Annotated in this window: 24 protein-coding genes; 15 read left to right on the forward strand and 9 right to left on the reverse strand. The window is 60.5% G+C overall.

The window, feature by feature from the left end:
• Positions 1–20 precede the first annotated feature (20 nt).
• The 4 genes from J5N58_RS15530 to ugpQ are packed head-to-tail and all read left to right on the forward strand — an operon-like array spanning position 21 to position 3864.
• Positions 21–932 (forward strand): carbohydrate ABC transporter permease, encoded by a 912-nt coding sequence (locus tag J5N58_RS15530; RefSeq protein ID WP_112829745.1) that lies wholly within the window; start codon positions 21–23, stop codon positions 930–932.
• Positions 932–2011 carry a carbohydrate ABC transporter permease gene (locus J5N58_RS15535; RefSeq protein ID WP_112829746.1) on the forward strand — a complete coding sequence of 360 codons (1080 nt, stop codon included), beginning with the start codon at positions 932–934 and terminating at the stop codon, positions 2009–2011. The genes J5N58_RS15530 and J5N58_RS15535 overlap by 1 nt, the downstream gene beginning before the upstream one ends.
• A 5-nt stretch (positions 2012–2016) precedes the next feature.
• The gene (locus J5N58_RS15540) at positions 2017–3129 is read left to right on the forward strand and encodes an ABC transporter ATP-binding protein (protein WP_113444194.1); all 1113 of its coding nucleotides are present in this window, start codon (positions 2017–2019) and stop codon (positions 3127–3129) included.
• A 12-nt stretch (positions 3130–3141) separates the two neighbouring features.
• Entirely contained in the window at positions 3142–3864 is a 723-nt protein-coding gene (gene ugpQ, locus J5N58_RS15545) for a glycerophosphodiester phosphodiesterase (RefSeq protein WP_113444195.1), read from the forward strand.
• Between the two features lie 345 nt (positions 3865–4209).
• Here the strand turns inward: ugpQ and J5N58_RS15550 are convergent, their stop codons facing one another.
• Complete coding sequence (locus J5N58_RS15550) at positions 4210–4896, reverse strand: TetR/AcrR family transcriptional regulator (protein ID WP_112829888.1); 687 nt, start codon at positions 4894–4896, stop codon at positions 4210–4212.
• Positions 4897–5079: 183 nt separating this feature from the next.
• Here J5N58_RS15550 and J5N58_RS15555 point away from each other — a divergent pair, with 183 nt between their 5' ends.
• From J5N58_RS15555 to J5N58_RS15570, 4 genes are all read left to right on the forward strand, one after another.
• Positions 5080–6144: an efflux RND transporter periplasmic adaptor subunit gene (locus tag J5N58_RS15555; protein ID WP_113444196.1), complete on the forward strand. Its 1065-nt coding sequence runs from the start codon at positions 5080–5082 to the stop codon at positions 6142–6144.
• A 1-nt stretch (position 6145) separates the two neighbouring features.
• Positions 6146–7246, forward strand: coding sequence for an efflux RND transporter periplasmic adaptor subunit (locus J5N58_RS15560; RefSeq protein ID WP_244711539.1), 1101 nt, complete (start codon positions 6146–6148; stop codon positions 7244–7246).
• Positions 7239–10289, forward strand: a complete 3051-nt coding sequence (locus tag J5N58_RS15565; RefSeq protein WP_342346006.1) for an efflux RND transporter permease subunit — start codon at positions 7239–7241, stop codon at positions 10287–10289. The genes J5N58_RS15560 and J5N58_RS15565 overlap by 8 nt, the downstream gene beginning before the upstream one ends.
• A 194-nt stretch (positions 10290–10483) precedes the next feature.
• A complete protein-coding gene (locus J5N58_RS15570; protein WP_425314472.1) occupies positions 10484–11566 on the forward strand; it encodes an alpha/beta hydrolase in 1083 nt (360 codons plus the stop codon).
• A gap of 61 nt (positions 11567–11627) precedes the next feature.
• On the opposite strand, the gene J5N58_RS15575 is transcribed toward J5N58_RS15570, so the two are convergent.
• On the reverse strand, positions 11628–12512 hold the full coding sequence (locus J5N58_RS15575; protein WP_112829753.1) for a MurR/RpiR family transcriptional regulator: 885 nt from the start codon (positions 12510–12512) through the stop codon (positions 11628–11630).
• A 571-nt stretch (positions 12513–13083) separates the two neighbouring features.
• Between J5N58_RS15575 and J5N58_RS15580 the strand changes: the two genes are divergently transcribed.
• The 7 genes from J5N58_RS15580 to J5N58_RS15610 all read left to right on the forward strand — a co-directional run bounded on the left by J5N58_RS15580 (position 13084) and on the right by J5N58_RS15610 (position 19607).
• Positions 13084–15237 (forward strand): TonB-dependent siderophore receptor, encoded by a 2154-nt coding sequence (locus J5N58_RS15580; RefSeq protein WP_244711549.1) that lies wholly within the window; start codon positions 13084–13086, stop codon positions 15235–15237.
• Positions 15238–15460: 223 nt separating this feature from the next.
• Positions 15461–16942, forward strand: a complete 1482-nt coding sequence (gene nifB / locus J5N58_RS15585; protein WP_113444201.1) for a nitrogenase cofactor biosynthesis protein NifB — start codon at positions 15461–15463, stop codon at positions 16940–16942.
• Between the two features lie 42 nt (positions 16943–16984).
• Entirely contained in the window at positions 16985–17179 is a 195-nt protein-coding gene (locus J5N58_RS15590) for a 4Fe-4S dicluster domain-containing protein (RefSeq protein WP_112829755.1), read from the forward strand.
• Between the two features lie 142 nt (positions 17180–17321).
• Complete coding sequence (locus J5N58_RS15595; protein WP_113340046.1) at positions 17322–18107, forward strand: 4Fe4S-binding leucine-rich repeat protein; 786 nt, start codon at positions 17322–17324, stop codon at positions 18105–18107.
• A 6-nt stretch (positions 18108–18113) separates the two neighbouring features.
• Positions 18114–18425: a nitrogen fixation protein NifZ gene (locus J5N58_RS15600; protein WP_112829757.1), complete on the forward strand. Its 312-nt coding sequence runs from the start codon at positions 18114–18116 to the stop codon at positions 18423–18425.
• Positions 18422–18634: a putative nitrogen fixation protein NifT gene (gene nifT, locus J5N58_RS15605; protein WP_112829758.1), complete on the forward strand. Its 213-nt coding sequence runs from the start codon at positions 18422–18424 to the stop codon at positions 18632–18634. Before J5N58_RS15600 ends, nifT begins: the two co-directional genes overlap by 4 nt.
• Positions 18635–18677: 43 nt before the next feature.
• Positions 18678–19607 carry an SIR2 family NAD-dependent protein deacylase gene (locus J5N58_RS15610; RefSeq protein ID WP_113444202.1) on the forward strand — a complete coding sequence of 310 codons (930 nt, stop codon included), beginning with the start codon at positions 18678–18680 and terminating at the stop codon, positions 19605–19607.
• Here J5N58_RS15610 and nifA read toward each other — a convergent pair.
• The 7 genes from nifA to cysE form a co-directional block, all read right to left on the reverse strand.
• The gene (nifA, locus tag J5N58_RS15615; protein ID WP_244711551.1) at positions 19594–21330 is read right to left on the reverse strand and encodes a nif-specific transcriptional activator NifA; all 1737 of its coding nucleotides are present in this window, start codon (positions 21328–21330) and stop codon (positions 19594–19596) included. The genes J5N58_RS15610 and nifA overlap by 14 nt on opposite strands.
• Before the next feature lie 150 nt (positions 21331–21480).
• A complete protein-coding gene (locus J5N58_RS15620; RefSeq protein ID WP_244711553.1) occupies positions 21481–21780 on the reverse strand; it encodes a ferredoxin family protein in 300 nt (99 codons plus the stop codon).
• Between the two features lie 42 nt (positions 21781–21822).
• Complete coding sequence (locus J5N58_RS15625) at positions 21823–23130, reverse strand: FAD-dependent oxidoreductase (protein ID WP_244711555.1); 1308 nt, start codon at positions 23128–23130, stop codon at positions 21823–21825.
• Positions 23131–23143: 13 nt separating this feature from the next.
• Positions 23144–24253 carry an electron transfer flavoprotein subunit alpha/FixB family protein gene (locus J5N58_RS15630; protein ID WP_112829763.1) on the reverse strand — a complete coding sequence of 370 codons (1110 nt, stop codon included), beginning with the start codon at positions 24251–24253 and terminating at the stop codon, positions 23144–23146.
• Between the two features lie 13 nt (positions 24254–24266).
• Positions 24267–25121 (reverse strand): electron transfer flavoprotein subunit beta/FixA family protein, encoded by an 855-nt coding sequence (locus J5N58_RS15635; RefSeq protein ID WP_112829890.1) that lies wholly within the window; start codon positions 25119–25121, stop codon positions 24267–24269.
• Positions 25122–25386: 265 nt separating this feature from the next.
• A complete protein-coding gene (gene nifW / locus J5N58_RS15640; RefSeq protein WP_244711557.1) occupies positions 25387–25770 on the reverse strand; it encodes a nitrogenase stabilizing/protective protein NifW in 384 nt (127 codons plus the stop codon).
• A complete protein-coding gene (gene cysE / locus J5N58_RS15645) occupies positions 25763–26491 on the reverse strand; it encodes a serine O-acetyltransferase (protein WP_244711653.1) in 729 nt (242 codons plus the stop codon). The genes nifW and cysE overlap by 8 nt, the downstream gene beginning before the upstream one ends.
• Positions 26492–26554 lie beyond the last annotated feature (63 nt).

Genomic DNA, 26554 nt, shown 5'->3' on the forward strand with positions numbered 1-26554 from the left:
CTTTTCACCGGTATTCCAGAATGTCGAACTTCCAGATCAGGCCCCATCGGCCGGCTCGGCCGCTATTCTATCTCGCGCCAGCGATTGCGCTTCTCGCCGTGTTTTTCCTGGCGCCGATCGTCGTCAATACGGTGATCGCCTTTACCGATATGGGTCCAAATCTTCGGGTCGGCGAGTTCACGTTCCAGAATTTCGAGCGGATCGTGCAGCGCGACGCGCGCATCCCGATCGTTCTCCTGACGACGCTGATCTATGTGGCGGCCACGCTTTTCGTCTTCAATGTCGGCCTCGGTGCGCTCCTTGCCATGACCTCGACGGCGATCCCCGACCGACTCGGCAATTTCTTCCGCGGTCTGTGGCTTCTGCCGCGCATGTCGCCGGCCGTGCTCTATGGTATCTTGTGGATCTGGATTGCCGATCCGACGCCCTCGGGCCTGCTCAATCGGGTCACCGGCACGCTCGGCCTGCCGCCGGTCAATCTGCGCAACGATTTTCCGTTGTTTCTGGTCATCCTGGCGAATGGCGTCGTCGGCGCGTCCTTCGCCATGGTCATCCTCACCTCGTCGATCCGCTCCATCCCTTCCCATCTTGCCAATGCCGCGCGCGTAGACGGCGCAAGCGAATGGGGTGTGCTGCGCCATGTCGTGGCGCCGGCGCTGTCGCAGCCGATCCGCTTCATTACGATCTATCAGGCGCTCTCGCTGATGACGACCTACGAATATATCCTGCTGATTACCGGCGGGGGCCCGGTCTACGATTCCACGCCTTACGCGCTCTACATCTACCGTCGTGCCTTCGAAAACGGCGCTTATGCCTATGGGGCGGCGCTGGCGCTCGGGCTGATGGTGATCGGCATCACCTTTACGCTCCTGCAATGGCGCGTCACGAATATGCGCTCCACCTTCGCTGCTCCCAAGATCGAGGTGCTGTGATGGCCATTTCTCAAACCGGTACGCTTCTGCCCGCGCCCGCCACGTCGGACCATTGGGCACGTCTCGAACGCCGGGGAGCCGTCAATCGCGTCGGCTTTATGTCCGCGATCATCCTCTTTTTGACCATCGTTTCCGTACCGGTTCTCCTGCCTTATCTCTGGCTGCTGGTGAAATCGCTGACTTCGTCGGACGATGCCCTCGGCCGCCTGATCCTCTGGCGCAGCACCGCAATCGCCGCCGTCGCCTATATCGGGGCCATCGGGCTCGCATTCCTGGTGGACCGGCTGCGCAAACCGGCGCTCTGCTGGGCCGGGCTCGCTATTGTGGTTGTCATTCTGGTGGCGATTTTCCTTGCACCGCACCTGACCTTCAACAACTACCGTTTTCTCTGGAATCGCGACATCGCCGATACCGGTACCAGCCGCATGGACCTGATGCCGTCCATATGGGCAGCGCTCGGCAGCTCGCTTGTCTTTGCCGTGGCCCAGACGCTGATCGTGACGGTCGTCGCCACGCCTGCGGCCTACGCCCTGTCGCGCTTCGCCTTCGCAGGCCGCGAAAACTTCCTTCGCGGCCTTCTGTTGCTGCACGCTTTTCCGGCGCTGGCGCTCACCGTCGCCATCTTTATCCAGCTTCATTACATGGGCCTGCTCAACAATCTGATGGGCGTCGTGCTGGTCATGAGCGCGCTGGAACTGCCGTTTGCAATTTTCGTGCTGAAGGGCTTCTTCGATAATGTGCCCTGGGACATCGAAATGAGCGCGGTGACGGACGGCGCCACCCGCGCGCAGGCCTTTCGCTTGGTCGTGCTGCCACAGGTGCGCAGCGGCCTGATCGCAGTCGCCACCTTCACCTTTTTGAAGGGCTGGGAGGAATACGTCTTCGTCCAGACCCTGCTCATCGACAAAAGCCAGATGACGATGAGCCTTTATCTTTTCTTCGTCGCACAGGACAACATGGGCGCGGATTACGGCATGATCGCCGCCGTCGGTGTCGTCTATCTCCTGCCTGTGCTGGTCCTCTACACCTTTTCGCAAAAATACATCACCCAGATGAGTTTTGGCGGGATCAAGGGATAACAATCATGGCCAGGATCACCCTCGACAACGTCACGAAAAACTGGGGCGAAACCCAGGTCCTAAAACCGATGAACCTCGCCATCGAGAACGGCGAATTCGTTGCCATTCTCGGTCCTTCCGGTTGCGGAAAATCGACGACGCTTTTTCTGCTCGCCGGCCTTTATGCCCCAAGCGGCGGCGAGATCGCCTTCGACGGACACAATGTCAACCGCATTGATGCCCGGGACCGCAATGTCGGCATCGTCTTCCAGTCCTATGCGCTCTATCCGAACCTGACGGTGCGCGAGAACATCGCCTTTCCGCTGCGCTTCAAGGCGATGGAAAGGGACGAGATTGCCACACGCGTGGAAGAGGCCGCAAAACTCGTGCAGATCGACGCCTTGCTCGACCGCCGTCCTTCGCAGCTGTCCGGCGGCCAGCAGCAGCGCGTGGCACTGGCCCGCGCGCTCGTCAAGGAGCCGAATATCCTCCTGCTTGACGAACCGCTGTCCAATCTCGATGCCACCTTGCGCATCACTATGCGGGCAGAGCTGAAAAACATCCAGAAGCGTCTCGGCTTCACGACGCTGCTCGTCACCCATGACCAGATTGAGGCGATCACCATGGCGGACCGGATCATCTGCATGAACAACGGTGAAATCGTCCAGATCGGTACGCCCGAAGATCTTTACCGTCGTCCCGACAATCTGTTCGTCGCGGGCTTTATCGGTACGCCGCCGATGAACCTGCTGAAGGGCCAGGCCAATGGACGCCGTTTGCAGCTCGGTGAAGCCGCGCTCGGTCTCAATGGGGAATGCGATGGCGCCGTGATATTCGGCCTTCGCCCGGAAGACCTCACGCTTATCACTGCTCAGAAAACCTCGCTCCGGGGCGAGATCGTCACCGTCGAACCGATGGGCCGCGAAGTCTTCTATTCGATCGCCACACCGGCCGGCCTGATCCATGCCCTGGAATACGGCGAGGCCGTACAGCATGCACCCGGCGCCAAAGTCGGCATTACTTGCAAACCCGAGCTGACGCTCGTCTTCGACGCTTCCGGAAATCGCCTTGCCGATCTCCACGCACATTTCTCACACCACGCCGAACGTCAGGCCAGAGAGCTCGAACCGGCAAACTGACAGGATTTTTCAGTGACTAAGATCGTATCGCATCGCGGCGCCAACACACGGGCGCCGGAAAACACCTTTGCTGCCGCCGACCTTGCCCTCGAACAGGGCGCCGACTACATTGAGCTCGATGTGCGCGAAAGTGCCGACGGCGTGCTTTACGTCATCCACGACGAAACGCTGGATCGTACGACCAATGGCACCGGTCCGGTCGGACACACGCTGTCGAGCGAGATCGATATGCTCGATGCCGGCGAATGGTTCCATGAGAAGTTCAAGGGTGCGGTTGTGCCGCGGCTCGATGCGTATCTGGAACATCTGCGCCACCGCGCCGGCGTCTATATCGAATTGAAGCATTGTGATCCGGCCAAGGTCGTGGCCCTGGTGCGCGATCTCGGCATGGTGCGCGACACGTTCTATTTCTCCTTTTCCGAGGAGATGCGTTTTCAGCTGCAACAGATCGCTCCGGAATTCCGGAAGATGATGACGCTCAATATCGCCAAGTCTCCTTCTCTGGTCGGCGCAGTGCATCACGCTTCGATCATCGAGATCACGCCGGAGCAGATGCGTCGCCCCGCTATTGTCGAGGCAAGCCGTATGGCCGGTCTTGAGATAATGGTCTATTACGGCGGTGATGACATGGACGTTCACCGCGAGATCGCAGCCGCCGGCGTCGACTACGTCAATCTTGACCGCCCGGACCTGTTCGCCGCCGCCCGCCGCGCCCTGAACGGCGTCGCCGCCTAGCGCGGACTCAAAGGGGTAACGGCACGGTCGGCAAGATCGTTTCTGCGTAAATGGCCGTTGAACAAGGCTGTCGTATATCCGGCATTCCGTGTGTTCCCGAGGGGTTTCGCACGGCGTGCAGAGACGGCACATGCTTCCGGGCTGGCGCCGATCTATAAATCAGCATGCCGCGATGTGTTGTTTCTGTTTCCTCCAACCCCATACGGTAAGCCGACCACTACGGATTCAGCCGTCTTTCCGCCTGTTTCCCTAACAACGCTCCCATCGCCTGACTGGATGGGGCGCTCAAAATGGCCGAATTGTTCGGGTCGGCTGCCACCATGCTCTCGCGGGGGAGGCAGGGTTCTACTCGCGGGGGGGAGGGCCTACCCACACGCCCGCCGGTATCGAGGGAATGCTGTTCGCCAGTCCATTCAGCATGCCTTGCAGGACGCTTTCGCTCAGCTCATCCATCTTCTCGCGAGGTCCGACGAGGCGGTCTACCAGCAACAATGTCAGGCCATGCATCTGTGACCAAAAAATGAGAATGGCGCCGTCAATCTCACTCTTGTTTGCCGCGAAGGTTGGAATGAGGCGCCCGAGAGCTCCGTTACTTATCGCGTCTACCAGAAGCGTTTTCATGTTCTCAGCCGCAGTTCTTTCAATCGCGGGCCGTCTATCGTCCTGACCGGTGAGATAACCGCCAAACATCAACCGGTAGAGCGCGGGATTGTTGACGCCGCCGCGCACATAAGCACGCGCCATGGCTGCCAGCCGCTCGCGTGGACTGTCGTGTTTCTGCGTCGCTTCGGTCATCTGCTTTGCGAGGAGCTCAAAACCAGCGGCCGAGACGGCCGCCAGCAAATCGCGCTTGTCGGCGAAGTGTTTGTAAGGGGCATTATGACTGACGCCCGCTCGGCGGGAGAGTTCACGGAGCGAGAACTCCGTGCTCTGGGATTCGCTCAGGACATCCAGCGCGGCATCTACGATTGCCCTCTGCAGGTCACCGTGGTGGTAGGGGCGCGGATCTGCGGTGGTCGTGGATTTGGTCATACCCATCTGTCTAGGTCTTCATGTTGCGCGCGTCAACATTTTCGCCGAAGCAATGTTGACGTCGTCTACTTTAATCTATAAGTGGACGATGTCAACATAACCATGGCCCTGAAAACCATCAGATTTGAAGTCTGCAGAATGACTGTCGGCTCTCTGAGGGTTGCAAACGGCATCGGAGAAAAAATGAAACCCCTTCGAATTCTGGGAATTGGTCTCGCCTGCGCCTGTCTCGCGGCATGCGATGACACAACTGAGGCCGCACCGCCGCCGCAACAGGTGCGGGTCATCTCGGCGGCTTCGGCTCAATATCAGCCGATTGCGGAAATCACAGGTGAGGTAAAGGCGAGAATCCAGACCGAGCTCTCATTCCGTGTCAGTGGCAGGGTGATCGAGAGGCGGGTTGATGTGGGTGCGCATGTTCGCGCCGGCGAGGTTCTCGCACGCCTCAACGATACCGAGCAGCAAGCCGATGTCAGCGTGGCCAGAGCTGCTTTGGAGTCGGCGCGGGCGGTGGTCAAACAGAGGACGCTGGCATTCGAGCGAGCAAAGGGCCTCGTGCAGTTGCAGGTCATCTCTCAAGAAACCTTCGACGAAGCTCGAAAGGATCTGACGAGTGCCCAGGCCTCCTTGGAGGCGGCTGCGGCCGGGCTTGCAACAGCCGAGGATGCACTGTCCTACACGGAATTGAAGGCTGAGGCCGACGGGATCGTCACGGCCCGCAGCCTGGAAGTGGGGCAGGTTGTCTCGGCGGCGCAGTCGGTGCTCACGCTCGCTCATGACGGCTCGAGAGATGTGGTGTTTGATGTCTTCGAGGCTTTCTTTCTGGGCGGCCCGCCATTGACGGATGTCGCGGTGGCCCCGGTTGGCGACCGTGCGCAAGAGGTGAAGGGGAAGATCCGCGAAGTCTCCCCGGTCATCGACACCAAAGCCGGCACAATCAGGATCAAGGTGGCGTTGCCGGAGGCCGCGCGGTGGCCTCTTGGCACGCCTGTGGTTGGCAAACTGCGCTCAGCACCGGCTGACGGGATCGTACTGCCCTACAGCGCGATGACTTCCGCCAGGGGGGAACCCGCCGTGTGGCTGGTCAACTCCGACAATAGCTCCGTATCGCTCCGCAAGGTTTCGGTCGCCCGCTATCGCAGGAGCGACTTCGTTGTGGCTAACGGCCTTTCTCCCAACGATCTGGTCGTGAGCGAAGGCGGAAAATTTCTCAGGGAAGGCCAGGCGGTCGCTTGGGAAGGTAAGTGAGATGACGCTAAACCGCCTATACAGTTTTCTTCCTCTTCTGCTGTCGATTTCGCTCCTTGGTGGCTGCGATCAAAGCTCGGCCGCAGGCGAAGAGGCAGGTCCTCGTCCGGTAAAAACCATCACGGCGACAGCCGCGCGGGAGCAAGCGGGAAGCTTGCCCGGCGTTGTGCATGCCCGCGTGGAGACCGACCTCGCATTCCGCACACTCGGGCGAATCATATCGCGCAAAGTGGAGGTCGGCGACCTCGTGCACAAAGGCGACCTTGTCGCCGAGATCGATCCGCTGACGCTCCAACTCGCCGTCAGGAGCGCGGAAGCCGATCTGCGGGAAGCTCAAGCACAACTCGATAATGCGGTCATGACCGAACGGCGCAAGCGGACTCTCTCACACACGAGCGCCGCCAGCGTTGCCGATTACGATCTTGCAGAGCAGCAGCTGAAATCGGCCGAGGCAAACGTCGAGAAGGAACAGGCCAGTCTCGCCAAGGTGCAAGAGCAGCTCGCTTACGCGGAGCTGAAGGCAGAGTTCGACGGCGTTGTCACCGCCACGTTTGCGGAAATGGGACAGACGGTCGCGGCAGGTCAGCCGATCCTGAGACTGGCGCGTCCGGAAGAGCGCGACGTGGTTCTCGACCTGCCCGAGGCGCAATTGCGATCCACGCGCCTGAACGACAGGTTCGGCATCGCCCTCCAGCTCGACAGCAATCTGCGGGCGGATGGCATCGTACGCGAGATTGCGCCGCAGGCGGAACCCAATACCCGCACCCATCGGGTGAAGATTGCCATTGACGATGCCCCGGAGGTGTTCCGCCTGGGTGCCGTCGTGACCGCAACGCCGGTGGCCATAGAGGGAAGGCAAGCAATCACCCTGCCGAGTTCCGCAATCATCGAAAAGGAGGGTGTCACGGACGTCCTGGTCGTGGACCGGTCGACGGCAACGGTCCGGCTGAGAGCCGTTCAACTCGACAGCCAGACGGCCGATGGCCTTGTCGTCCGGGTCCGGTCCGGGCTGCGGGAAGGAGAAGAAATCGTGGTGGCCGGCGTCAATGAACTGGCCGATGGACAAAAGGTGAAACTCGAAGAGGAGCCCGCCAGTGAGTAAATTCAATCTTTCAGACTGGGCGCTCGAGCATCGCTCTCTCGTCTGGTATTTCATGGTCATCTTCCTGGTGGCGGGCGCCTATGCTTATCTGGCCCTTGGCCGCGAGGAGGACCCGTCCTTCACCATCAAGACGATGGTCATCCAGGCCCAGTGGCCCGGCGCTTCCGCCCAGGAGGTGACGCAGCAGGTAACCGATCGCATCGAAAGGAAGCTCCAGGAACTTGGCAATCTCGAACATACCCGCAGCATCACCACCGCTGGGCAAACCATTGTCTTCGTCGATCTGCTGCCGAGGACGAATGCCCAGGATGTGAAACCGACATGGAGTCGGGTGCGCAACCTGATCGACGATATCAAGCACGAGTTCCCGCAGGGCGTCATCGGTCCTTTCTTCGATGATGCGTTCGGAGACGTCTACGGCAATATCTTTGCCTTCACCGCCAACGGGTTGAGCTTCAGGGAACTGCGCGACTTCGCGGAGGATGCCAGAACAGAGATCCTCAATATCCCCGATGTGGGCAAGGTCGACATCGTTGGTGCCCAGGACGAGGTTATCTATCTCGAATTTTCGACGCGCAAGATGGCTGCCCTCGGTCTTGACCGTGCGGACGTCATCTCCACGCTGCAGGCCCAGAATGCCGTCACCCAGTCGGGGTTTGTCCAGACGGGGCCGGAACGAATCGCGCTGCGTGTTGGAGGGCGGTTTATCTCCGAGGATACGCTGCGCAACATCAACCTCAGGGTAAACGACCGGTTCTTCCCGCTGACGGATATCGCCACCATCACGCGCGGATACGTCGATCCGCCGGCATCGCTCTTCCGCTTCAACGGAAGGCCGGCGATCGGGCTGGCGATCGGCATGAAGACCGGCGGCAATGTGCTGGATTTCGGTGAAGCTCTCGAAAAGACGATGGTCGGGATCGTTCAGAAGATGCCGGTCGGAGTTACGGTCGAAAAGGTATCCGACCAGCCGAAAGTTGTCGAAGAAGCTGTAGGCGGCTTCACGAAGGCCCTGTTCGAGGCCGTCGCCATTGTGCTCGCGATCAGTTTCGTCAGCCTTGGCTTCAGGGCAGGGCTGGTCGTCTCGATCGCCATTCCGCTGGTGCTTGCCATCACCTTCGTGGTCATGCTCGATGCGGGCATTTCGCTGCAACGCATCTCGCTCGGGGCGCTCATCATCGCGCTCGGCCTTCTGGTCGACGATGCCATGATTGCGGTTGAGATGATGGTGGCGCGGCTGGAGATGGGCGACAGTCTGAGGAAGGCCGCCACCTATGTTTACACATCGACCGCATTCCCAATGCTGACGGGAACTCTTGTGACCGTTGCAGGCTTCATTCCGGTCGCGTTCAACAAAAGCAATGCGGGCGAATTTACCTTCACTCTCTTCGTCGTCATCGCCGTATCGCTCGTCGTTTCCTGGGTCGTTGCGGTGGTTTTCACGCCGCTGATCGGTGTGACGATCCTGCCGAAGTCGATGAAGAAGCATGCCGAACACAAGAGCTTTTCCGCGAAGGTGTTTTCGAGCCTGCTGCATTTCTGCCTGCGGTGGCGCTGGATGACGATCGCCGCGACCACCCTTCTTTTCGCGGCATCCTTCGCCGGCCTGTCGATGGTGCAGCAGCAGTTTTTTCCGAGTTCGGACCGGCCGGAACTGATCGTCGACTGGAATCTGCCGCAAAACAGCTCGATTGCCGAGACGAGCCGCCAGATTGGACAGTTTGAGCGAGAGATGCTGGCAGGTAACGCTGCGATCGACCATTGGTCGACATATGTGGGGCGAGGCGCGCCGCGCTTCATTCTTTCCTTTGACGTGCAGCCGGCTGACGCTGCTTTCGGCCAGACTGTCATCGTCACAAAGGGGCTCGCCGAACGGGACAGGCTGAAGGAAGAAGTGGAAGCTTATCTCCAGAAGACGTTTCCCGGGACCGATGCGTATGTGAAGCTGCTGGAAGTGGGGCCGCCCGTCGGCAAGCCGATTCAGTATCGTGTATCCGGCGAGGATCTCCAGACGGTGCGCGAACTCGCGCAGAAGCTGGCATCCGTTATCGGCACCTATCCGTCGCTAAAGAATCTCGCATTCGATTGGAACGAACCGGCGCGCGTCGTGAAAATCGACGTCTTGCAGGACAAGGCGCGACAGCTCGGCGTGTCCTCCCAGGATATCGCGATGGCGCTCAACACCGTTGTACAGGGCAATGCGATCACCCAGGTGCGCGACGACATCTATCTGGTGGATGTGGTGGGCCGGGCTTCGGAAAAGGAACGCCGGTCGATCGACACCCTGCTCGATCTGCAACTGCAGGGCAGTGGCGGCCAGTCCGTCCCGCTCTCCTCGGTGGCCACCTTCCGCTATGAACTCGAGCAACCCACGATCTGGAGGCGTGACAGGATCCCCACCATTACGCTTAAGGCGGGCATCCGGGACGCGACGCAGCCGGCCACCGTTGTGAAGGATCTCGCCGAGAAGGTTGCCGCCTTTGAAAAGGCGCTGCCGCCCGGATATTCCCTCAAGATTGGCGGCGCGGTCGAAGAAAGCGCCAAGTCGCAGGGGCCTATTGCACAGGTGGCGCCCGCCATGTTCCTCATCATGGCGACCCTGCTGATGATCCAGCTTCAGAGCTTCCATCGCCTGTTCCTGGTCTTCTCGGTTGCTCCGCTTGCGCTTATCGGCGTTGTCGCAGCTCTGCTCGTCAGCCATACCCCGCTGGGCTTTGTCGCGCTCCTCGGCGTGCTGGCTCTTGTTGGTATTCTCATCCGCAACTCGGTCATCCTGATCGTACAGATCGAGGAACTGCGAAAGGAGGGAATGTCGCCATGGAAAGCCGTTGTCGAAGCGACGGAACATCGAATGAGGCCGATCATGCTTACCGCCGCGGCCGCGACGCTTGCGCTGATCCCGATCTCGCACGAGATCTTCTGGGGACCCATGGCCTACGCCATGATGGGGGGTATCGTCGTGGGCACGGCGCTCACGCTTCTTTTCCTGCCGGCGCTCTACGTTGCCTGGTTCCGTATTCCACGTGAGGTCGAGACATATTGATGGCCGTAACCAGACCCTTTGTCCCCGGGCGGTTCGCCCGGGGATTGCAGGCATGTTCGATGTATCGGAAAGCTTCGCGAAGAGCGGTCGCTCTCCTGCTTGTGACATGCCTCGTCGCGCCAGGCTGTGCAAACCGGGTGCAGGATGTATTTCAACCGCTTGCTTCGGCACCCAGCGACACGAGCAGGATCTCCATGTTGGTTGCGACGACACGCAAATCGTCGAAAAACCCGGGCCAACTCTATTCGGGAGACCGAGGCACCGCGATTTCGCTCAACAGCGTCACGGTGTCGATACCGCCGGATAAGAACCGAAAGATCGGGGAGGTCCAATGGCCGTCGCGCCTGCCGCCGAACCCGGAAAGGGAATTTGCGGTGCTGGACGTGGTCAAGGCCGAATCCGAGCGCCAGATACTGGAATGGTTCCGCCAGCATCGGAACTCCAAGCGTCAGGTGCTTATCTTCGTCCACGGCTTCAACAATAGCTATAGCGACGCCGTCTTCCGCTTTGCCCAGGTCGTGCATGATTCCGGAACCGATGCAGTGCCTACTCTCTTTACCTGGCCGTCGCGGGGCCGGGTTTTCGACTATCTCTATGACAAGGAAAGCGCCAACTATTCACGTCGGGCGCTGGAGGATCTGATTATCCAGGCAGCGAAAAGCCCGGATGTCGAAGACGTTACCATCCTTGCCCACTCGATGGGAGGCTGGCTGGCGGCGGAAGCGCTGCGCGGCGTTGCCATGCGTGAAAAATCGATCCCGGCCAAGGTCAAGAACGTCATTCTGGCATCGCCGGATATCGACATCGACGTATTTCGTCGCCAGTTCATCGAGATGGGGCCGAAGCGGCCGCATTTCGCAATCCTCACTTCGACGCGAGACAAGGCCCTCGAGATTTCGGGATGGCTGTCTGGTGGCATCGACCGTGTGGGCGGTTCTGATCTCAGGCCCTACGCCCCGATCCTGGAAGAACTTGGCGTGACGGTCATCGATACGAGTTCCATCGCGGCGAGCGATCCGTTGGGCCATAATGCCTTTGCCGACAGCCCCGAGGTCGTACGCCTGCTGGGGCGGCGGTTGGCAGGGCAATCCCTGGAGGGAAGCGAGGTAACGTTCGCCGATCAGGTTGGTGTCGCTGCCGCCAATTTCGCCGGCTCGGCGGCGCGCGTGGCCGTCGCGGCTCCTGTCTCGATCATCAGCGGCGAAGCTCGCGAAGTGTTGAAACGCGAGTTGACGCCGTCGACCGACCGGATGGTGGACGGGCAGATCGCTTACTAGGTGTTGAGGCCTCGCATTGGAGGGATTGGATCGGGCCTGAAACGGTCGCGCTTCTGTCCGGTCACTTCGAATTCGGCCGGACCATGCCCCGCAACTCGATAAGGCGCTCCAGCGATTGCAGCGTCTCGTCCGGCTGCACGGCGGAATAGGCGACGTGCAGCAGTTCCGCTGCGATCAGCGACGGAGCATGGAGGGCAATGCGTTCCGACTTTGCCCGAGGAAGGATCACGGCCTCGCGCGCGTGGTCCCGCAAAGGGCTGTCCTGCTTGCCGAGGAACATCACGATGGGAATGCGGAGCCGCTCTGCTTCTGCGATTGCGGCCATGGCTTCACGATGCGCCCGCCCGTGCAGCATCATGATCAACAATTGTCCCTCACGCATCACCATAAGCTGCTCTGCGAGCGCAATGCCCGTGGCGTTCAACACATGGCTTCGCAGTCCGGATCGGGAAAACAGGCGTGCGGCGTATTCTGCGATCAGGCCCGAGGCGCCGATCCCGAAGAAGCAGATTTCCTGCGCCTCGACGAGGAGGCGTACCATCCCGGCAATCGCCTTCCGGTTTTCGGCGGATGCCAACGCTTCCATCGTTTGCGCGTTGGTTTGGAGCACAAAATCGATTGCCTGGTCCGACTGTCCATCCACGTCCCGTAAGGTAGCGGCCATCTTTTCGATCGGGCTGTCGGTCTCGCCGAGCCAGGCTTCCAGGACATCCTTCAGCTCGCGCAATCCGCTGTAGCCGAGGGACTGGATTGCACGAATGACGGTGGCGTCCGAGGCACCGGTTTCAAATCCGATTTCAAGCGCGGAAAGTCCGAGCACACGGTGCCGATGGGCATCGATGAATTCGGCCACTCTCAGTAGGCTTGGCGACAGGCGACCACGGCGCTTCGCCAGCTGTTCGGCAAACCGGTCCTTGACGCGTGGGGAACTGTTGATATCGGACATGAAGCTTCCTTGGGGAGCACGCCTCATCCCTAACGGACGACGTATTCAATCACAATAGCAGCTTTGTAGGGCTGGGCTCCGTTGGCCGTTGGCCGTTCTTGCCATTGTTGTCATGTTGAAACGCGCAGCGCAGGAATTCGAATCGCTCCTCCGGCCCGTGCTTTTCAGCGATCTCTTGCTTCCCTTGGGCCCAGAGGTCGAGAATCTACAGGAATGTAGTAGTCGACCATTTAGGGGCGCATTTTTCCAGAACGGCGAGAGACCATGCGGATTGCGATAGCGCCCGGCCGAGCAGCAGGGGTCTTGTGCCCGATGGTTCTGGAGTGGGCGGAGTCAGGTGCGCCCGATAGAGCGTTGTGATAAAACATTGTTTTTTCCTGTGAATTTCATGTGCCCCGGTTTTCGTCTATGGCCTGGCTGCATAATGTCAATGCCGACCGTGCCATTGGCAGAAAGGCTAGACGGCTCGGCAATGTCGCTTGCTCATGACAATGCATGCGAGGTAAAACTTGACTACTACATTCCACTATTCGAGAACCGCGCAATCTTTTCCGATATCGCTCGAAGTGGCATGAACATGATACCCCGCAATTCCGTTTCGATCTTGTACGGCACCCTTGCCGTTAGCGTTTCCGCCCTGGCCCTCAACAGTCACGCTTTTGCGGACGACACCACGACGACAGAACTGGGCGAGATCGTTGTCAGAGCCGATACCGGCACGGCGAATTCGAAGTCTTACAAAGCCTCGCGCACGTCAACGGCAACCCGCAGCGATGCATCCGTTCTGGAAATTCCCCAGGCCGTGACAACGGTCACTTCGCAAGCGATCAAGGACAAGGCGGCGAACGATCTCGACGACGTGTTGTCGGATGTTAGTGGCGTCACGCAGACCAACACGATCGCCGGCGCCAATGACGCGATCATCCGTCGGGGTTTCGGCGAAGCCGGAGACGAGTCGATCCTGACCGATGGATTGAATACCGTGCTCCCGCATAGCTTCAATGCGACCACGGACTACGTAGAGGTTCTCAAGGGTCCTGCATCCACGCTTTATGGCATTCTCGACCCTGGCGGAATGGTCAATGTCGTGACGAAAAAGCCGGAAGATGCGTTCTCAGCCGAGGCCTGGTCGACCTTTTCCGCCTATGGTGCCGGTCGCTATTCCAGCAAGGCCGGTTTCGATGTCACAGGACCGGTCGGCGACACCGGCTTTTCCTATAGGCTGATTGCCGAAGGCGAAGACGGCGACTATTGGCGAAACTTTGGAACGAACAAGAACTGGCTGATATCACCCTCTCTCAAATGGGAGGGCGACGACACAGAGCTCCTGCTCTCCTATACCCATCAGGACTACCTGAACCCCTACGACCGGGGAACGATCTACGACACTGCGAATGGAAGCTTTCTCGATATCAGCCCTCGCCAGCGGCTCGACGAGGCGTGGTCGGAGGTCGATGGCGAAGCTGACCTCTTCAAGGCCTCCCTGACACGTCAACTCGGTGGTAACTGGGAATTTTCGCTCAATTATGCCTACAGCAGGAACGACTTTTCCGCCGACCAGACACGTGCGCTGTCCTACAACGCAGCGACAGGCTTGTTGACTAGGCGCTCGGATGTGCGCGGTTATGACGAAACGACGGAACATGCTGTTCGCGCCGACCTGACCGGCAGCGAGACGCTCTTCGGCCTTGAGCACGAATTCCTTTTCGGTTCCGCCCTGCGTTATGAGGAAGTTTCGCGCTCCGAGCTTCAGCGCTGCAACACCCGCGCTTCTCTCGATGTATATGATCCCACCTACGGCACGATTTCGCCCTGTGTGTATGACGCTTCGAATTCGGTGCGGGAATACGAATACATGCGCACCCAATCGCTCTATGCGCAGGATCGTATCCACCTGACGGAGCAACTCACGGCGGTCGGCGGTATTCGTCTCGAGCACTACGATATCGAGGCGGGAAGCGGAGATACGGTCAACACCGATACAGACGGTTACGCTTTGGTCCCCAATGCCGGTCTGGTCTGGCAGTTCCATCCCGACATGTCGCTTTATACGAATGTCGCCAAGACCTTCCGGCCGAATAGTTCGATCAACAGTGCCTATGGCAGCCTCGATCCCGAGGAAGGAATTTCCTATGAAGTCGGCTCTAAGGTCGATTTCACCGATTGGCTGAGCGGCACTCTTGCCCTCTACTATTCGGAGAAGAAGAATGTCGCCTATTCCGAGACGACGACCTCTGGCGATACCGTTTACCGCACGGCCGGCCTCGTTCGCTCGAAGGGGATCGAACTGGATCTTGCAGGACAACTCACCGACGATCTGCAACTGGTGGCAAGTTACGGCTTCACCGATGCGGAAGTGGTCGATGATCCCGATTATGCAGGAAACGCGCTTGCCAACGTGGCACGCAACACGGCCGCGCTACGTCTTGCCTACGACTATGGCGAGGTATTCGGTGGCGCCGGCAGTTTGCGCTTCGGCGGCGGCATCAGGGCCGTGGGCAAACGCGCCGGTGATGCCGACAACAGTTTCTATCTGCCGGGTTATGGCGTGGTCGATCTCTTTGCGACCTACACGATCGAGCGGGAACATCCAGTCGAGATCCAGCTCAGTCTGAATAACATCTTCGACAAGACCTATTATACCTCGTCGATTGGAAATTCGACTTACGGCATCGCCGTTGGCGAACCCTTCAACGCTGCCTTGAGCCTGCGGGTGAAGTATTGAGCGGAGCTCCTGCCATAAGGCAGGAGACTCATCGCCCGGCTTTCTCCGGATAGGGTCTCTTGTCGGTCCGACATCCGTGTCGCGTCCCCGACAAATCGGTTGCGGCATCCGACAATTGTTCTGGCAGTTCTGATGCTGTGAATTGAAATCATTGGGTAAATTGAAATGGCACGGTGATTGCTGCTCCTTTCGGCATGGTTCAACCACGTGAAAGGAGATGCCGATGTCAGCCCCGATGATCTCGCTTGATAGTCTCGCTCCCGCCTCATCCATGGATGCCATGCTGGCCAAGGCGACATCCGGCGGCTGCTCGTCGTCTTCCTGCGGCTCTTCCGCCAAACCGGAGGACATGGACACCGCTATCTGGGAAAAGATCAAGGATCATCCCTGTTATTCGGAAGAGGCCCATCACTATTTCGCCCGCATGCATGTCGCCGTTGCGCCCGCCTGCAACATCCAATGCAACTATTGCAATCGCAAATACGATTGTGCCAACGAGAGCCGACCCGGTGTCGTCTCCGAGAAACTCACTCCGGACCAAGCCCGCCGCAAGGTGATCGCGGTGGCAAACGAGGTGCCGCAGCTTTCCGTCCTCGGAATCGCAGGCCCGGGCGACGCCTGCTACGACTGGCGCAAGACCAAGGCGACTTTCGAGGAGGTGTCGCGCGACATTCCCGATATCAAGCTCTGCATCTCGACGAACGGTCTTGCCCTGCCGGATCACGTCGATGAGCTTGTCGAGATGAATGTCGATCATGTGACGATTACCATCAACATGGTCGATCCCGAGATCGGCACGAAGATCTATCCTTGGATCTTCTACCGGAACCGCCGTTACACCGGCCTCGAGGCTTCCCGGATCCTGCATGAGAGGCAGATGCTCGGGCTCGAAATGCTGACCGCCCGCGGCATTCTCACCAAGATCAATTCGGTGATGATTCCCGGCGTCAACGATGAGCACCTGCTGGAAGTGAACAAATGGGTGAAGGAACGCGGCGCCTTCCTGCACAACGTCATGCCGCTGATCTCGGACCCCGCGCACGGCACCCATTTCGGGCTCACCGGCCAGCGTGGCCCGAAGGCGATGGAACTGAAAGCCCTGCAGGACAAGCTGGAGGGCGGAGCCAAGCTTATGCGCCACTGCCGCCAGTGTCGTGCCGATGCGGTCGGGCTTCTGGGCGAGGACCGCGGCCAGGAGTTCACCCTCGATCAGATCCCCGACGAAGTGGCCTATGATCCCGCTCGGCGCGAGACCTATCGCGAAGTGGTGGCGCGGGAGCGGGGAGACCACGCCGCGGCAAAACAGGCCGCCGTCAATACCGTGAAGGAAACCGAGGCCGCCGGCTCGCTGCTGGTTGCCGTCGCCACAAAGGGCGGCGGACGTATCAACGAGCATTTCGGCCACGCCCGGGAATTCCAGGTCTATGAAGCATCGCCCAAAGGCATCGTCTTCGTCGGCCATCGCAAGGTCGAGCAGTATTGCATGGGCGGTTTCGGAGAGGATGCAAGCCTGGACGGGGTGATTGAGGCGCTCGAGGGCATCGATGTGGTGCTTTGCGCTAAGATCGGCGACTGCCCGAGCGACAGCCTTGCTGCCGCGGGAATCCGCGCCACGGATGCCTATGGATTTGACTACATCGAGGCCGCGATCGGAGCGCTCTATGCCGCGGAATTCGGGCTGGAGTTGCTGGCCGAGAGTGCCTGATGCACCGGTTCCCTGACTGAAGCTGCCGAAAGGAGATGGAAAATGGCTTTCAAGATTATCGCTTCGCAATGCACCCAGTGTTCCGCCTGTGAGTTCGAATGCCCGACCGGGGCGATCAAATTCAAGGGGGAGACCTATGTCATCGATCCGAACAAATGCACCGAATGCGAGGGTTACTTCGATACGCAGCAATGTGCGGCTGTCTGTCCGGTGCCGAAAACTTGCGTTCCCGCCTGATTCCATCCAGGCGGGAAACACCCGGCTGCCGCTCTCGGACCTTGAATCCTTGTGGGGGTAGCCGGGCTCGTCTTTCGGCCGGCTGACTACCGGCATCCCCGGTGACGTCGATGCAAAGCGACGGCGGATGTGAGGAGATGGCATGAGCGCAGACAGCAGAGGCTCGAGGCATAGGGACGATGAAATGCCGCCGGCTGTCGATTGGCTTGGCAATCCCGTTTCCTGCGCGGACTGTCCGCACGAGGAAAATCGTGTCTCGGGTCTCTGCGATCTCGGACGGGCCTGTGTTCGCGACCTGCGCGCGCGCCGGATCGACCGGTTCTTTTCGCTCAATCCGGCGCTTGCCGACAACTATCTCGATCATCCGTTCTTCGAGGTGCGCAGCATCGCCGCCCGTTACGCAACGCCGTTCAGATTGCTGCCGCTTTTGTTCGATGTCGAGCCGGATGTGCGGGCCATGGCGCTGAGCCGACTGCCGGCGGCGCGTGTACTTGCACTGCGGTCCGATCCCGATCGCCGGGTAAGGATCGCCCTTGCCCGCAAGCTTGCCGGAGAGGATCTGCTGCCCCTGCTGCGCGATCCCGACTACCAGGTGAGGTTGACTGCGGCGCGATCCGCCACCGAAGCATTGCTGGTCGGGCTGCTTGACGATCCCGAACCGGATATCCGGCGCGAGGCGGCACGGCGGGTTCCGCTCACCCATCTGCCGGCGATGATCGCCGATCCGGAGCCGCTGGTACGGATCGAGGTCGCCCGCAGGCTGGAGCCGGCGCGGCTGCATCTTCTAGCCGGCGATCCGGATTTTCGCGTGCGCTATGTGATCGTCGAACGCATTGCCCTCGATGAACTCGGTCCGTTTCTGAACGATGGCGACGAGGCGGTTCGGGAACTGGCGCGAGACAGGGCGACACTGGAACACAAGGAGTAACCCGGCATGGGGCTTGGACGAGAACAGGAAGTCGAAATCCGCAAACCGCCGGTCTTTCGGCCCGGCGAGCATGTTAGGGCGACACGGCATGTCAGGAACGACGGCACCTATCCCGGCAAGGAAATAGGGGAAAACCTCGTACGCAAGGGGGATGTCGGCTATGTGCGCGACATCGGCACCTTCCTGCAGCAGTTCTACATCTACTCGGTCGAATGGGTCGGCCGGGGCACGCTGGTCGGCATGCGGGCGCGGGAACTCGCCAGTCTCGACCGGCCCGACGCGGCAGATGCCGCCGATACGCAGGGAAGCGAACGATGAAGGTCATGATCCGCAAGTCCGAGCGCGGTTTTTCCGCCTATGTGCCGAAGAAGGATCTCGAGGAGCCGATCGTCGGTTCCGAAACACAGGAACTCTGGGGCGGCGTGGTCACGCTCAAGAACGGCTGGCGCCTCGATCTGCCGGCGATGCCGGCGGATACGCGACTGCCGATCACCGTCGAGGCCCGCAAGCTCGCAGACGACGAATAGGACAACCGACGAACGACCCACCGGGACCGGAAGGAATGAGGCCATGAACGCGATACTACACAAGGATTTCCTGTTCTGCGTCAGCGGCGACGAGGCAAGAAGCACCCTTCTCGATGTCAGGGCCGGATTGGAGAAGGGTGCGATCGCTCCCTATCTCGGGCCGGGCCTCGTTGCGCTTGCAGCCAGCGAGGCATCCGTGCCCGCTTCACCCGAGGCCGTTGCGGCGGCTCTCAACACCAAAGCGCCGGCACCGTCGCGCATCCGCACGAATATGTGGGGAGTAGCCCAGTATATCGAACAACGACGTCACAGGAATACGCTCAAGGCGTGGATGGCCGAAATCTTCGCTGCCGAGCCGAGGCCGTTGGCGCTGCATCGCTGGCTGGCGACCCTCTCACTGCCGCTCATCGTCGACAGCTGGTATGACGGAGCCATGCGTGCGGCGCTGAAGGAAAGCGGCCGGCAGGACTTCATCAGCGTCCAGGGAATAACCCGGGCCGGGGAGGTTCGCGACATATGGAGCCGGGTCTATTTCGCAGATGATACACCTGCCGGGGACGCTTCCGTCCCGCAGGCCGATACAGTCCTCTATGAGCCTCACGGCAGCGCACGCCCGGCCGGCAATTTTCTGGTGGCCGATTCCGACTACGTTGAAGTTCTGACTGAGATCGACATTCAGACGCCGATTCCCGACAGCGTCAAGGAGAGGCGCGGGAACCTTGGTTTCGTGTTTCTCGGCTGCCGGTTCCACGACCAGATGTTGCGCACCTATGCCCGGCAGATCATCAAGCGTTCGAAGGGGCCGTATTATGCAGTCATGGACGGGGTGGCCCTGAGCAGAAACGAACGTCGCTTCCTTGCCGAAAACGGTATCACCCTGATCGACATGCCACTCTCCGATGCGGCTGCGGTACTTGCAGGAGAAGAAGATGCACCCGGGTTGGCGCCCGGAGTACCGGTCAAAACTTCTTGACCGGTATGTCGTGGCGCCGCAGGGCGTAACCTACCTGGCGCGGGGTAAGGCCGAGAATGCGGGCGGCCTTCGCCTGCACCCATCCGGAACGCTCCATCGCTTCGACCAGACGTTCGCGTTCGGTGAGGCGGCTGCCATTGGCGGGACAGGCGGGATCGGCCGGATTGCATGGGTTTCCGCCAGGCATGATGGCCGTTTCCCGTGACTTCGAGGAGGGTGCCGGAACGCCAGCCGGCAAAATATGGCCACTGGCGAGCATGTCGATATCGTTGTGCTGGACCTTGCCGTTGCCCTTCCATAGAAGGGCGGACAGACACTGCCCGCTGCTGCAGGCGAAGTCGTTTGGGCCGATGACCTCCGAACGGGTGAGTGTCGCGGTGCGCTGCACGCAGTTTTCCAGTTCGCGGACATTGCCGGGAAAATAACAGCGGGAAATCAGATCGAGCGAGGTCCGGCTGAAACTCAGGCGCCGGCTGTTCTGGCGGTTGAAGCGTTCCAGGAACGCTTCGGCCAGCCGCGGAATGTCGCCCGGCCGTTCCCGAAGAGGCGGCAGTGCAACCGGCACGACACTGATCCGGTAGTAGAGGTCGGCGCGGAATTCCCCCTTGCGTACGGCGTCCTCCAGATCCCGGTTTGTCGCACAGATCAGCCGTACGTCCACTTTCAGCGTCTTGTTGCCGCCGACACGCTCGAATTCCCCCTCCTGCAGAACCCGCAGCAGCTTGGCCTGGAAGGCGGGAGAAATCTCACCGATCTCGTCCAGCAGCAGCGTGCCGCCATGGGCCAGCTCAAAACGGCCGGCACGCTGGTTCGTTGCGCCGGTGAAGGCGCCTTTTTCATGCCCGAAAAGTTCGGATTCGAGTACGGTTTCAGGAAGGGCGGCACAGTTGAGTTTGACGAAAGGCTTGTCGTGGCGAGGCGAAAGTTCGTGAATGGTTTGGGCGAACAACTCCTTGCCCGTGCCGCTTTCCCCACGCAGCAGCACTGTAGAATTGGTTTTGGCGACGATGTTGATGATGTCGAGAACGCTCTTCACCGAGGGGCTTTCGCCGACGATGCGACTGGTCTTGCCGGCTGCCCGGCGGGGACGTGCCTCGGCATTGCCGTCGAAGGATTTTTCCAGCCGCCGCTTTTCATCGATCAGGCGTTGTCGGTCCTCGCTCAAAATGCGGTGGAGACGGATGGTCTGGCCGGCAAGGTTGGCGACCATGGTCAGGAAACGCATGTCGTCGTCGAGTGTGAAATCGGCGCCTTCCTTACGGGTCCTGTCGATCGACAGCGTACCGAGCACCGTGTGGTTGGCCTTGACCGGGATGCCGATGAAGCAGACACCCGGCTCACTTCCGGGAAAGAGCTGCGAGCGGCCCGTATCGGGAATGACCAGCGGCGTCGCCGTTGCCACGATCTGGTCGATGACCGTTTGCGGGATCGGCATGAAATGGTCTTCGCCGGGCTTGTGGCAATAGCCGGCAGTGGCGACGATCTCCGGCAGGCCGTCGTCATCAAGCACGATCAGCGCGCCCTGGCGCATCTGCAGGAAAGAAGAGAGAATGTTCACGACATTGGCGAGCGTGATCTCGAGACGTGCCGGTTCCGCAAGCACCTTGGAGATCTCGTAAATGCCACTGAGGGAAACAGTTGCGCGCCGGCTCGACTTGACGGCGTCGTCGGAAAGAGCCTTTTCCCTGCCCGGCGGACTGACATGCTCGACGTAACGGTTCATCCGAAGACCTCTTGGACTATCCCATACTGGACCGTTCCAAGGGCAACCTCCCCAAACCGAATTTTGTTATATGACAAAGCAGAGTACGCCTATACCATCGGTTGTCAATTCGATTCAGGCCGGAGCCCGTTTCAGCAAAACCTACGGAAGTCATCCGAACTTGAAGAGCACGCCGTAGCCGCCTCTCGGATAGTTCCATTCAATCTCGCCGGACGGTTCGCAAAGCACTCGGCAGGTGCCGCATTCCATGCAGCCGTCAGCGGTAATCTCCACCTGGCCCTTGTCGTTCTGCTCGTAGCATTTCGCAGGGCAGATCCTTGTCAGCGCGAGAAGATTGGGGCTCGGCGTTTCGTGCGGTCGCACCGTGATGTGCGGACGGCCAACGTCCACGAGGTAGCGGTTCTGGAAAAGCTTGTCCTCGACCCGGACATTCTTGACGGCAATGGTCATTTCGGAACTCCTCGTTCTATAGGTTGGGTTTTGGAGCCTGCATCAGCGCCAGGCGAAGGCGAGTCTGACGGCATCGGATACCATGCCCCAGCGGCTGCGGTTCTTCACGAACTGGGCGACCGTCGCCTTTTCCTTGTCTATCTTCGGCGTGCCGTCGACCCTGACGAAACTCTGTGCCGCCGCCGAGATGAGCTGCGGATAGGTCATGAAGAAATTCTGCGAATTGGTGTGCAGCAGGGCGGGCATGTCCTTGTGCTTTTTCAGGTCCTTCATGACGAAGGATTCCTCCAGCATCTTCCTGTAGTGCGCGAGGTTTTCGGCGGTCATCGGATCTTTGCGACTCTTGATCTGGAAGATCGCCTCCGCGGCGATCCGGCCGGAGGTCATGGCAAGGTTGGAGCCCTCGCGGTGGACGGCGTTGTTGAGCTGTGCGGCATCACCGACTACGACCCAACCGTCGCCGAAGAGCTGCGGGATCGCCTTGTATCCGCCCTCGGGGATCAGATGCGCGGCATATTCCTTGACCTCGGAGCCGGCGAGCAGCGGCCTGACCGAGGGATGGTTCTTGAATTCCTCCAGCAGCGCATAGGGGCTTTCCATGGTTTTGGCATAGTCGGACACCAGGCAGCCGACGCCGAGCGAGATCGATTCCTTGTTGGTGTAGAGAAAGGCCAGGCCCGTCATGCCCTGCGAAAAGGTGCCGGCGGCCTCGATCACGCAACCCTCGTTACCGGTGAGGCCGAAGCGCTGACAGATGACTTCCTCCGGCAGGAAGTGCATTTCCTTGACTGCGAGCGCCACCGTTTCCGGCTTTGGCATGTCACGCAGGCCGGCGCGGGTTCCGAGCAGGCCGTTTACGCCTTCCGCAAGCACCACCACGTCCGCGAAAATCGCGCCGCCGCGGCGGTCGGTATGGACGCCGATCACCTTGCCGGTGGTATCGCGGGCAAGCTCGGTCACCGTCGTTTCGCAAAGCACTGTCGCGCCCGCTTCCTTGACCTTGCTCGAAAACCATTTGTCGAACTGGGCGCGGATGATCGTATAGCGGTTCGGCTTTTCCTCGTTGAAGTCGGAGGAGCGGTAATGCATGCCGGTATGGGAGGTGTCGTCCATCATCCAGAAGCGCTGTTCGACCAGATGCCGTTCCAGCGGCGCATCCTCGCGGAAATCCGGGATAATCTTCTCCAGCATGCTGGCATACATGATGGCGCCCTGAACATTCTTCGAACCGGCATATTCGCCCCGTTCGAGCTGCAGCACCTTCAGCCCGCGGCTTGCCAGCGTATAGGCGGCGGCATTGCCGGACATGCCGGCTCCGATGACGATGGCATCGAATTTTTCCTCGATCATGGTCACATCTCCGTCAGCTGGCGAGCTTGTCGCGGTTATGGGGCGAGAGGCGCCGGACGAAGGCCTCGGTGAGTGCTGGCAGGAAGCGCACGGCGTCCGTGACGAGGCCGACATGGGCGAAATCGAAGATCGGCGCGTTGGGATCGGTGTTGATCGCGACGATCAGGTCGGCGCCCTCGACGCCGACACGATGCTGGATGGCGCCAGAAATGCCGGCGGCGATGTAGAGCTTCGGGCGGATCGTCTTGCCGGTCTGGCCTATCTGGCGTTCGGACGGCATCCAGCCCTTCTGCACGACCGGCCGCGAACAGCCGTATTCTGCGCCAAGTGTGGAGGCGAGATTGCGGATCAACTGGAAGTTCTCGGCGGCGCCGAGGCCAAGGCCACCCGCCACGACGATATCGGCATAGGCGAGGTTGACCTTGGAGGACTGGCCGTCAGGAATGAAGCTCAGCACCTTGGTGACGATATCCTCCTCCGTCATCGACAGCTTGTGCTGGATGACGCGGCCGACCGGCCTTTCCTGCCGCTCCGGCATCGGCATGACGCGGGGCCGGACGGTCGCCATCTGGGGCCTGTAGTTCAGCGTGTAGATCGTGCAGAGCAGCGAGCCGCCGAAAGTCGGCCGGGTGGCAGCGAGCGACTTGTCGTCGTCGACGTCGAGTTCGGTGCAGTCGGCAGTGAGGCCGGTCCTGAGGGTGGTTGCCACGGAACCCGCGAGGTCGCGGCCGAGCGTGGTTGCCCCAAGCAGCAGGATCTCCGGCTGGTAGGTGTTGACGAGGTCGGTCAGTGCCTTCGAATAGGGCTCGTTGCGGTAATCCTTCAGGATCGGGTCCTCAACCAGGTAGACCATGTCGGCGCCGTAGGCGAAGGCCTCCGCCACTGCATGCCATGTCGCCTCCCCCGGCGGGCCGATCACGGCACCCGCCAGTTGAACCCCGAGCTTGTCCGCGAGCGTGCGGCCGCAGCCGAGCAGTTCATAGGAGACCGGGTGCACCTGTCCTCGTTCCAGCTCGATCGCCACCCAGACATGCTTGTAGGATTTGAAGTGCTCGGGCAATTCCTTCTTCATGCCCGCCCGGCCGGCGGCCGGCGCTGCTGGTTTTTTTGCCTCTTCGGTCATGTCCTCATCCTTCCTAGGCGGCGCAGTTTTCGACGGCGAGGGCCGTTTCAAGGGCGGGTTTGCGGGTGAAGATCTCGCTGATCAGTCCATCGGCGAGATCGCGCGCGCTGTCGCCCGGCTCCCCGAGGATCTTTGCCTTCTCCTGGCGGGCCGTCGGCGCGAAAACCCTTTTCACCACGGTCGGAGATCCGCGCAGGCCGCATTTTGTCAGGTCCTCGATGCCCGCATCGGCTGCGCTCCAGGTGATGATCTCTGCGCGGGCGGCGCGCAGCGCATCGTTCAGCGTGCCCCGACGGATCTCGTTCGAGCCTTCCAGCATGGTAACGAGACAGGGCAATTTCGTCTGGAGCATCTGTGTGCCGCCCTCCGCGCGTCGCTCGACGGTGATTTCGCGCGCGGCCGGATCGACAGATGCGATCTTCGCCACGTAGGTCAGCTGCAGGAGATCGAGGCGTTTGGCGATGCCGGGACCGACCTGGGCGGTGTCCCCGTCGATGGTCTGCTTGCCGGCGAAGATCACGTCCGGCTTACCGTAAACCTGGCCGATCTTCTCGATTGCCGCGGAAAGGGCGAATGAGGTGGCAAGCGTATCGGAGCCGGCGAAGAAGCGGTCCGTCAGCAGTACGCCGCGATCGGCGCCGAAGGTCAGGGCCTTGCGCAGCGAGTCCGAGGCCATCGGCGGTCCCATAGTCAGCACCGTGACCTCTCCGCCATGGGCGTCACGCATCCTCAGCGCTTCCTCCAGCGAGAAGAGGTCGAAAGGGTTGATGATGGTCGGAACGCCCTGTCGCATGATGGTATTCGTCACGGGATGGACGCGGATCTGCGCCGAATCCGGCACTTGCTTGATACAGACGACGATATGCATGCCGCGCACCTCCATCATGGTTGTTTGAAAGCTCTGACGGTTCATCAGCATAAACCGTGCCAGCCTTGAAAAAAGACCGTAAATATTTGAAAAGAAAGACGATATTTTCTGACGTTCCGGTAGGTCGGAGTGTTTTGTCGCGTTCTCGACAATGTCGCGTCGGGTCCGCGGCAAGGATGTGGTGCGACATAGCCTGTCGGGCGATCCACAAAAAAAGCCGGCCGCGAGGGCGGTCCGGCCGAGTCGGGGGTCAAGTGGCAGGTGCTTACTGTTCGGCAAAGGGCTTGAGCGCGGCATCGAGCGAGACGAAGGCGCCGCGCCTTTCGGCCGGCTTGTCCGGATCGTGATCCTTCAGCACCTTGAACAGCCGCTGGGAGAGCGGCGAGGTTGCCTCGAAGTCGGAATAGGCGCGCTCCAGAGTCGAGCGGGCACGGGCTGCGATCACCCGGTCGGGAAGACCTTCGAAATCCTCTTCCGCGAGATATTGTCCCATGCGTTTCAGGATATGCAGGCGCGCGACGTTCAGCACCCTTTCGTCATAGAGAATGCCGAGCGTGTGGAAGAAATCCTCCGCCGAGGACAGGCCGCGCAGGCGCTCGAGAATGTTGTCGACCTCGATCGGGCGGGAATTGGACGAGCAGTCACTCATGATGGGCTCCCTGGGGTTGCAAAGGGTTGGCGATGAATGCGGCCGGAACTTCGGCGTTTTCCGGTTGCCGGCGGTTGAACTGGGCCTGCAGGTGAGCGAGACGCACTTCAAGGAAGTCGATGCGGTCGACGAGGGCCGCGATCGCTTCGCCGACGGGATCCGGCATCAGGTGATGCTCGAGGTCGATGCGGCCGTTGCCTACGCGCCGGCGGTCTTTGGCCGGCTTCACCACCCGGCCGGGAATCCCGATCACCGTCATGTCAGGAGCGACATCCTCGATCACGACGGAGTTGGCGCCGATCCGGCAACCGGCGCCGACGGTGATCGGGCCGAGGATCTTGGCGCCGGCGCCGACTAGCACGCCCGATCCGAGTGTCGGATGCCGCTTGCCGGGAGACCAGGACGTGCCTCCGAGGGTTACGCCGTGATAAAGCGTGACGTCGTCGCCGATTTCGGCCGTCTCGCCGATCACCACGCCGGCGCCGTGATCGATGAAAAAGCGCTCGCCAATCACCGCTCCGGGATGAATGTCGATATTGGTGAGAAGCCGCGAGAACCACGAAAGGAAGCGCGCCGGAAAGCGCAGCCGCCTTTCCCACAGCCGGTGCGACATGCGATGCCAGATGATCGCATGCACGCCCGGATAGGTCAGCAACACCTCGAGGGCGAAGCGGGCCGCCGGATCGCGCGCCCGCACACAGGCGATGTCGTCGCGGATCATCGCAAACGCGCCCTTCCGGCTCGGGGGCTCAGGGTCCTGCCTGTCGCGCGATCTGCTATCGCG

It is taken from the genome of Paenirhizobium cremeum, assembly GCF_022884085.1.
In the GTDB taxonomy this organism is placed as follows: Bacteria; Pseudomonadota; Alphaproteobacteria; order Rhizobiales; family Rhizobiaceae; genus Allorhizobium; species Allorhizobium cremeum.

What these genes read in the sequence shown, in the direction of transcription:
- J5N58_RS15530 (WP_112829745.1), top strand. Translation starts at nt 21, where the DNA reads ATGTCGAACTTCCAGATCAGGCCCCATCGGCCGGCTCGGCCGCTATTC.
- J5N58_RS15535 (WP_112829746.1), top strand. Translation starts at nt 932, where the DNA reads ATGGCCATTTCTCAAACCGGTACGCTTCTGCCCGCGCCCGCCACGTCG.
- J5N58_RS15540 (WP_113444194.1), top strand. Translation starts at nt 2,017, where the DNA reads ATGGCCAGGATCACCCTCGACAACGTCACGAAAAACTGGGGCGAAACC.
- J5N58_RS15550 (WP_112829888.1), bottom strand. Translation starts at nt 4,896, where the DNA reads ATGACCAAATCCACGACCACCGCAGATCCGCGCCCCTACCACCACGGT.
- J5N58_RS15555 (WP_113444196.1), top strand. Translation starts at nt 5,080, where the DNA reads ATGAAACCCCTTCGAATTCTGGGAATTGGTCTCGCCTGCGCCTGTCTC.
- J5N58_RS15560 (WP_244711539.1), top strand. Translation starts at nt 6,146, where the DNA reads ATGACGCTAAACCGCCTATACAGTTTTCTTCCTCTTCTGCTGTCGATT.
- J5N58_RS15570 (WP_425314472.1), top strand. Translation starts at nt 10,484, where the DNA reads ATGTTGGTTGCGACGACACGCAAATCGTCGAAAAACCCGGGCCAACTC.
- J5N58_RS15575 (WP_112829753.1), bottom strand. Translation starts at nt 12,512, where the DNA reads ATGTCCGATATCAACAGTTCCCCACGCGTCAAGGACCGGTTTGCCGAA.
- J5N58_RS15580 (WP_244711549.1), top strand. Translation starts at nt 13,084, where the DNA reads ATGAACATGATACCCCGCAATTCCGTTTCGATCTTGTACGGCACCCTT.
- nifB (WP_113444201.1), top strand. Translation starts at nt 15,461, where the DNA reads ATGTCAGCCCCGATGATCTCGCTTGATAGTCTCGCTCCCGCCTCATCC.
- J5N58_RS15590 (WP_112829755.1), top strand. Translation starts at nt 16,985, where the DNA reads ATGGCTTTCAAGATTATCGCTTCGCAATGCACCCAGTGTTCCGCCTGT.
- J5N58_RS15595 (WP_113340046.1), top strand. Translation starts at nt 17,322, where the DNA reads ATGAGCGCAGACAGCAGAGGCTCGAGGCATAGGGACGATGAAATGCCG.
- J5N58_RS15600 (WP_112829757.1), top strand. Translation starts at nt 18,114, where the DNA reads ATGGGGCTTGGACGAGAACAGGAAGTCGAAATCCGCAAACCGCCGGTC.
- nifT (WP_112829758.1), top strand. Translation starts at nt 18,422, where the DNA reads ATGAAGGTCATGATCCGCAAGTCCGAGCGCGGTTTTTCCGCCTATGTG.
- J5N58_RS15610 (WP_113444202.1), top strand. Translation starts at nt 18,678, where the DNA reads ATGAACGCGATACTACACAAGGATTTCCTGTTCTGCGTCAGCGGCGAC.
- nifA (WP_244711551.1), bottom strand. Translation starts at nt 21,330, where the DNA reads ATGAACCGTTACGTCGAGCATGTCAGTCCGCCGGGCAGGGAAAAGGCT.
- J5N58_RS15620 (WP_244711553.1), bottom strand. Translation starts at nt 21,780, where the DNA reads ATGACCATTGCCGTCAAGAATGTCCGGGTCGAGGACAAGCTTTTCCAG.
- J5N58_RS15625 (WP_244711555.1), bottom strand. Translation starts at nt 23,130, where the DNA reads ATGATCGAGGAAAAATTCGATGCCATCGTCATCGGAGCCGGCATGTCC.
- J5N58_RS15630 (WP_112829763.1), bottom strand. Translation starts at nt 24,253, where the DNA reads ATGACCGAAGAGGCAAAAAAACCAGCAGCGCCGGCCGCCGGCCGGGCG.
- J5N58_RS15635 (WP_112829890.1), bottom strand. Translation starts at nt 25,121, where the DNA reads ATGCATATCGTCGTCTGTATCAAGCAAGTGCCGGATTCGGCGCAGATC.
- nifW (WP_244711557.1), bottom strand. Translation starts at nt 25,770, where the DNA reads ATGAGTGACTGCTCGTCCAATTCCCGCCCGATCGAGGTCGACAACATT.
- cysE (WP_244711653.1), bottom strand. Translation starts at nt 26,491, where the DNA reads ATGATCCGCGACGACATCGCCTGTGTGCGGGCGCGCGATCCGGCGGCC.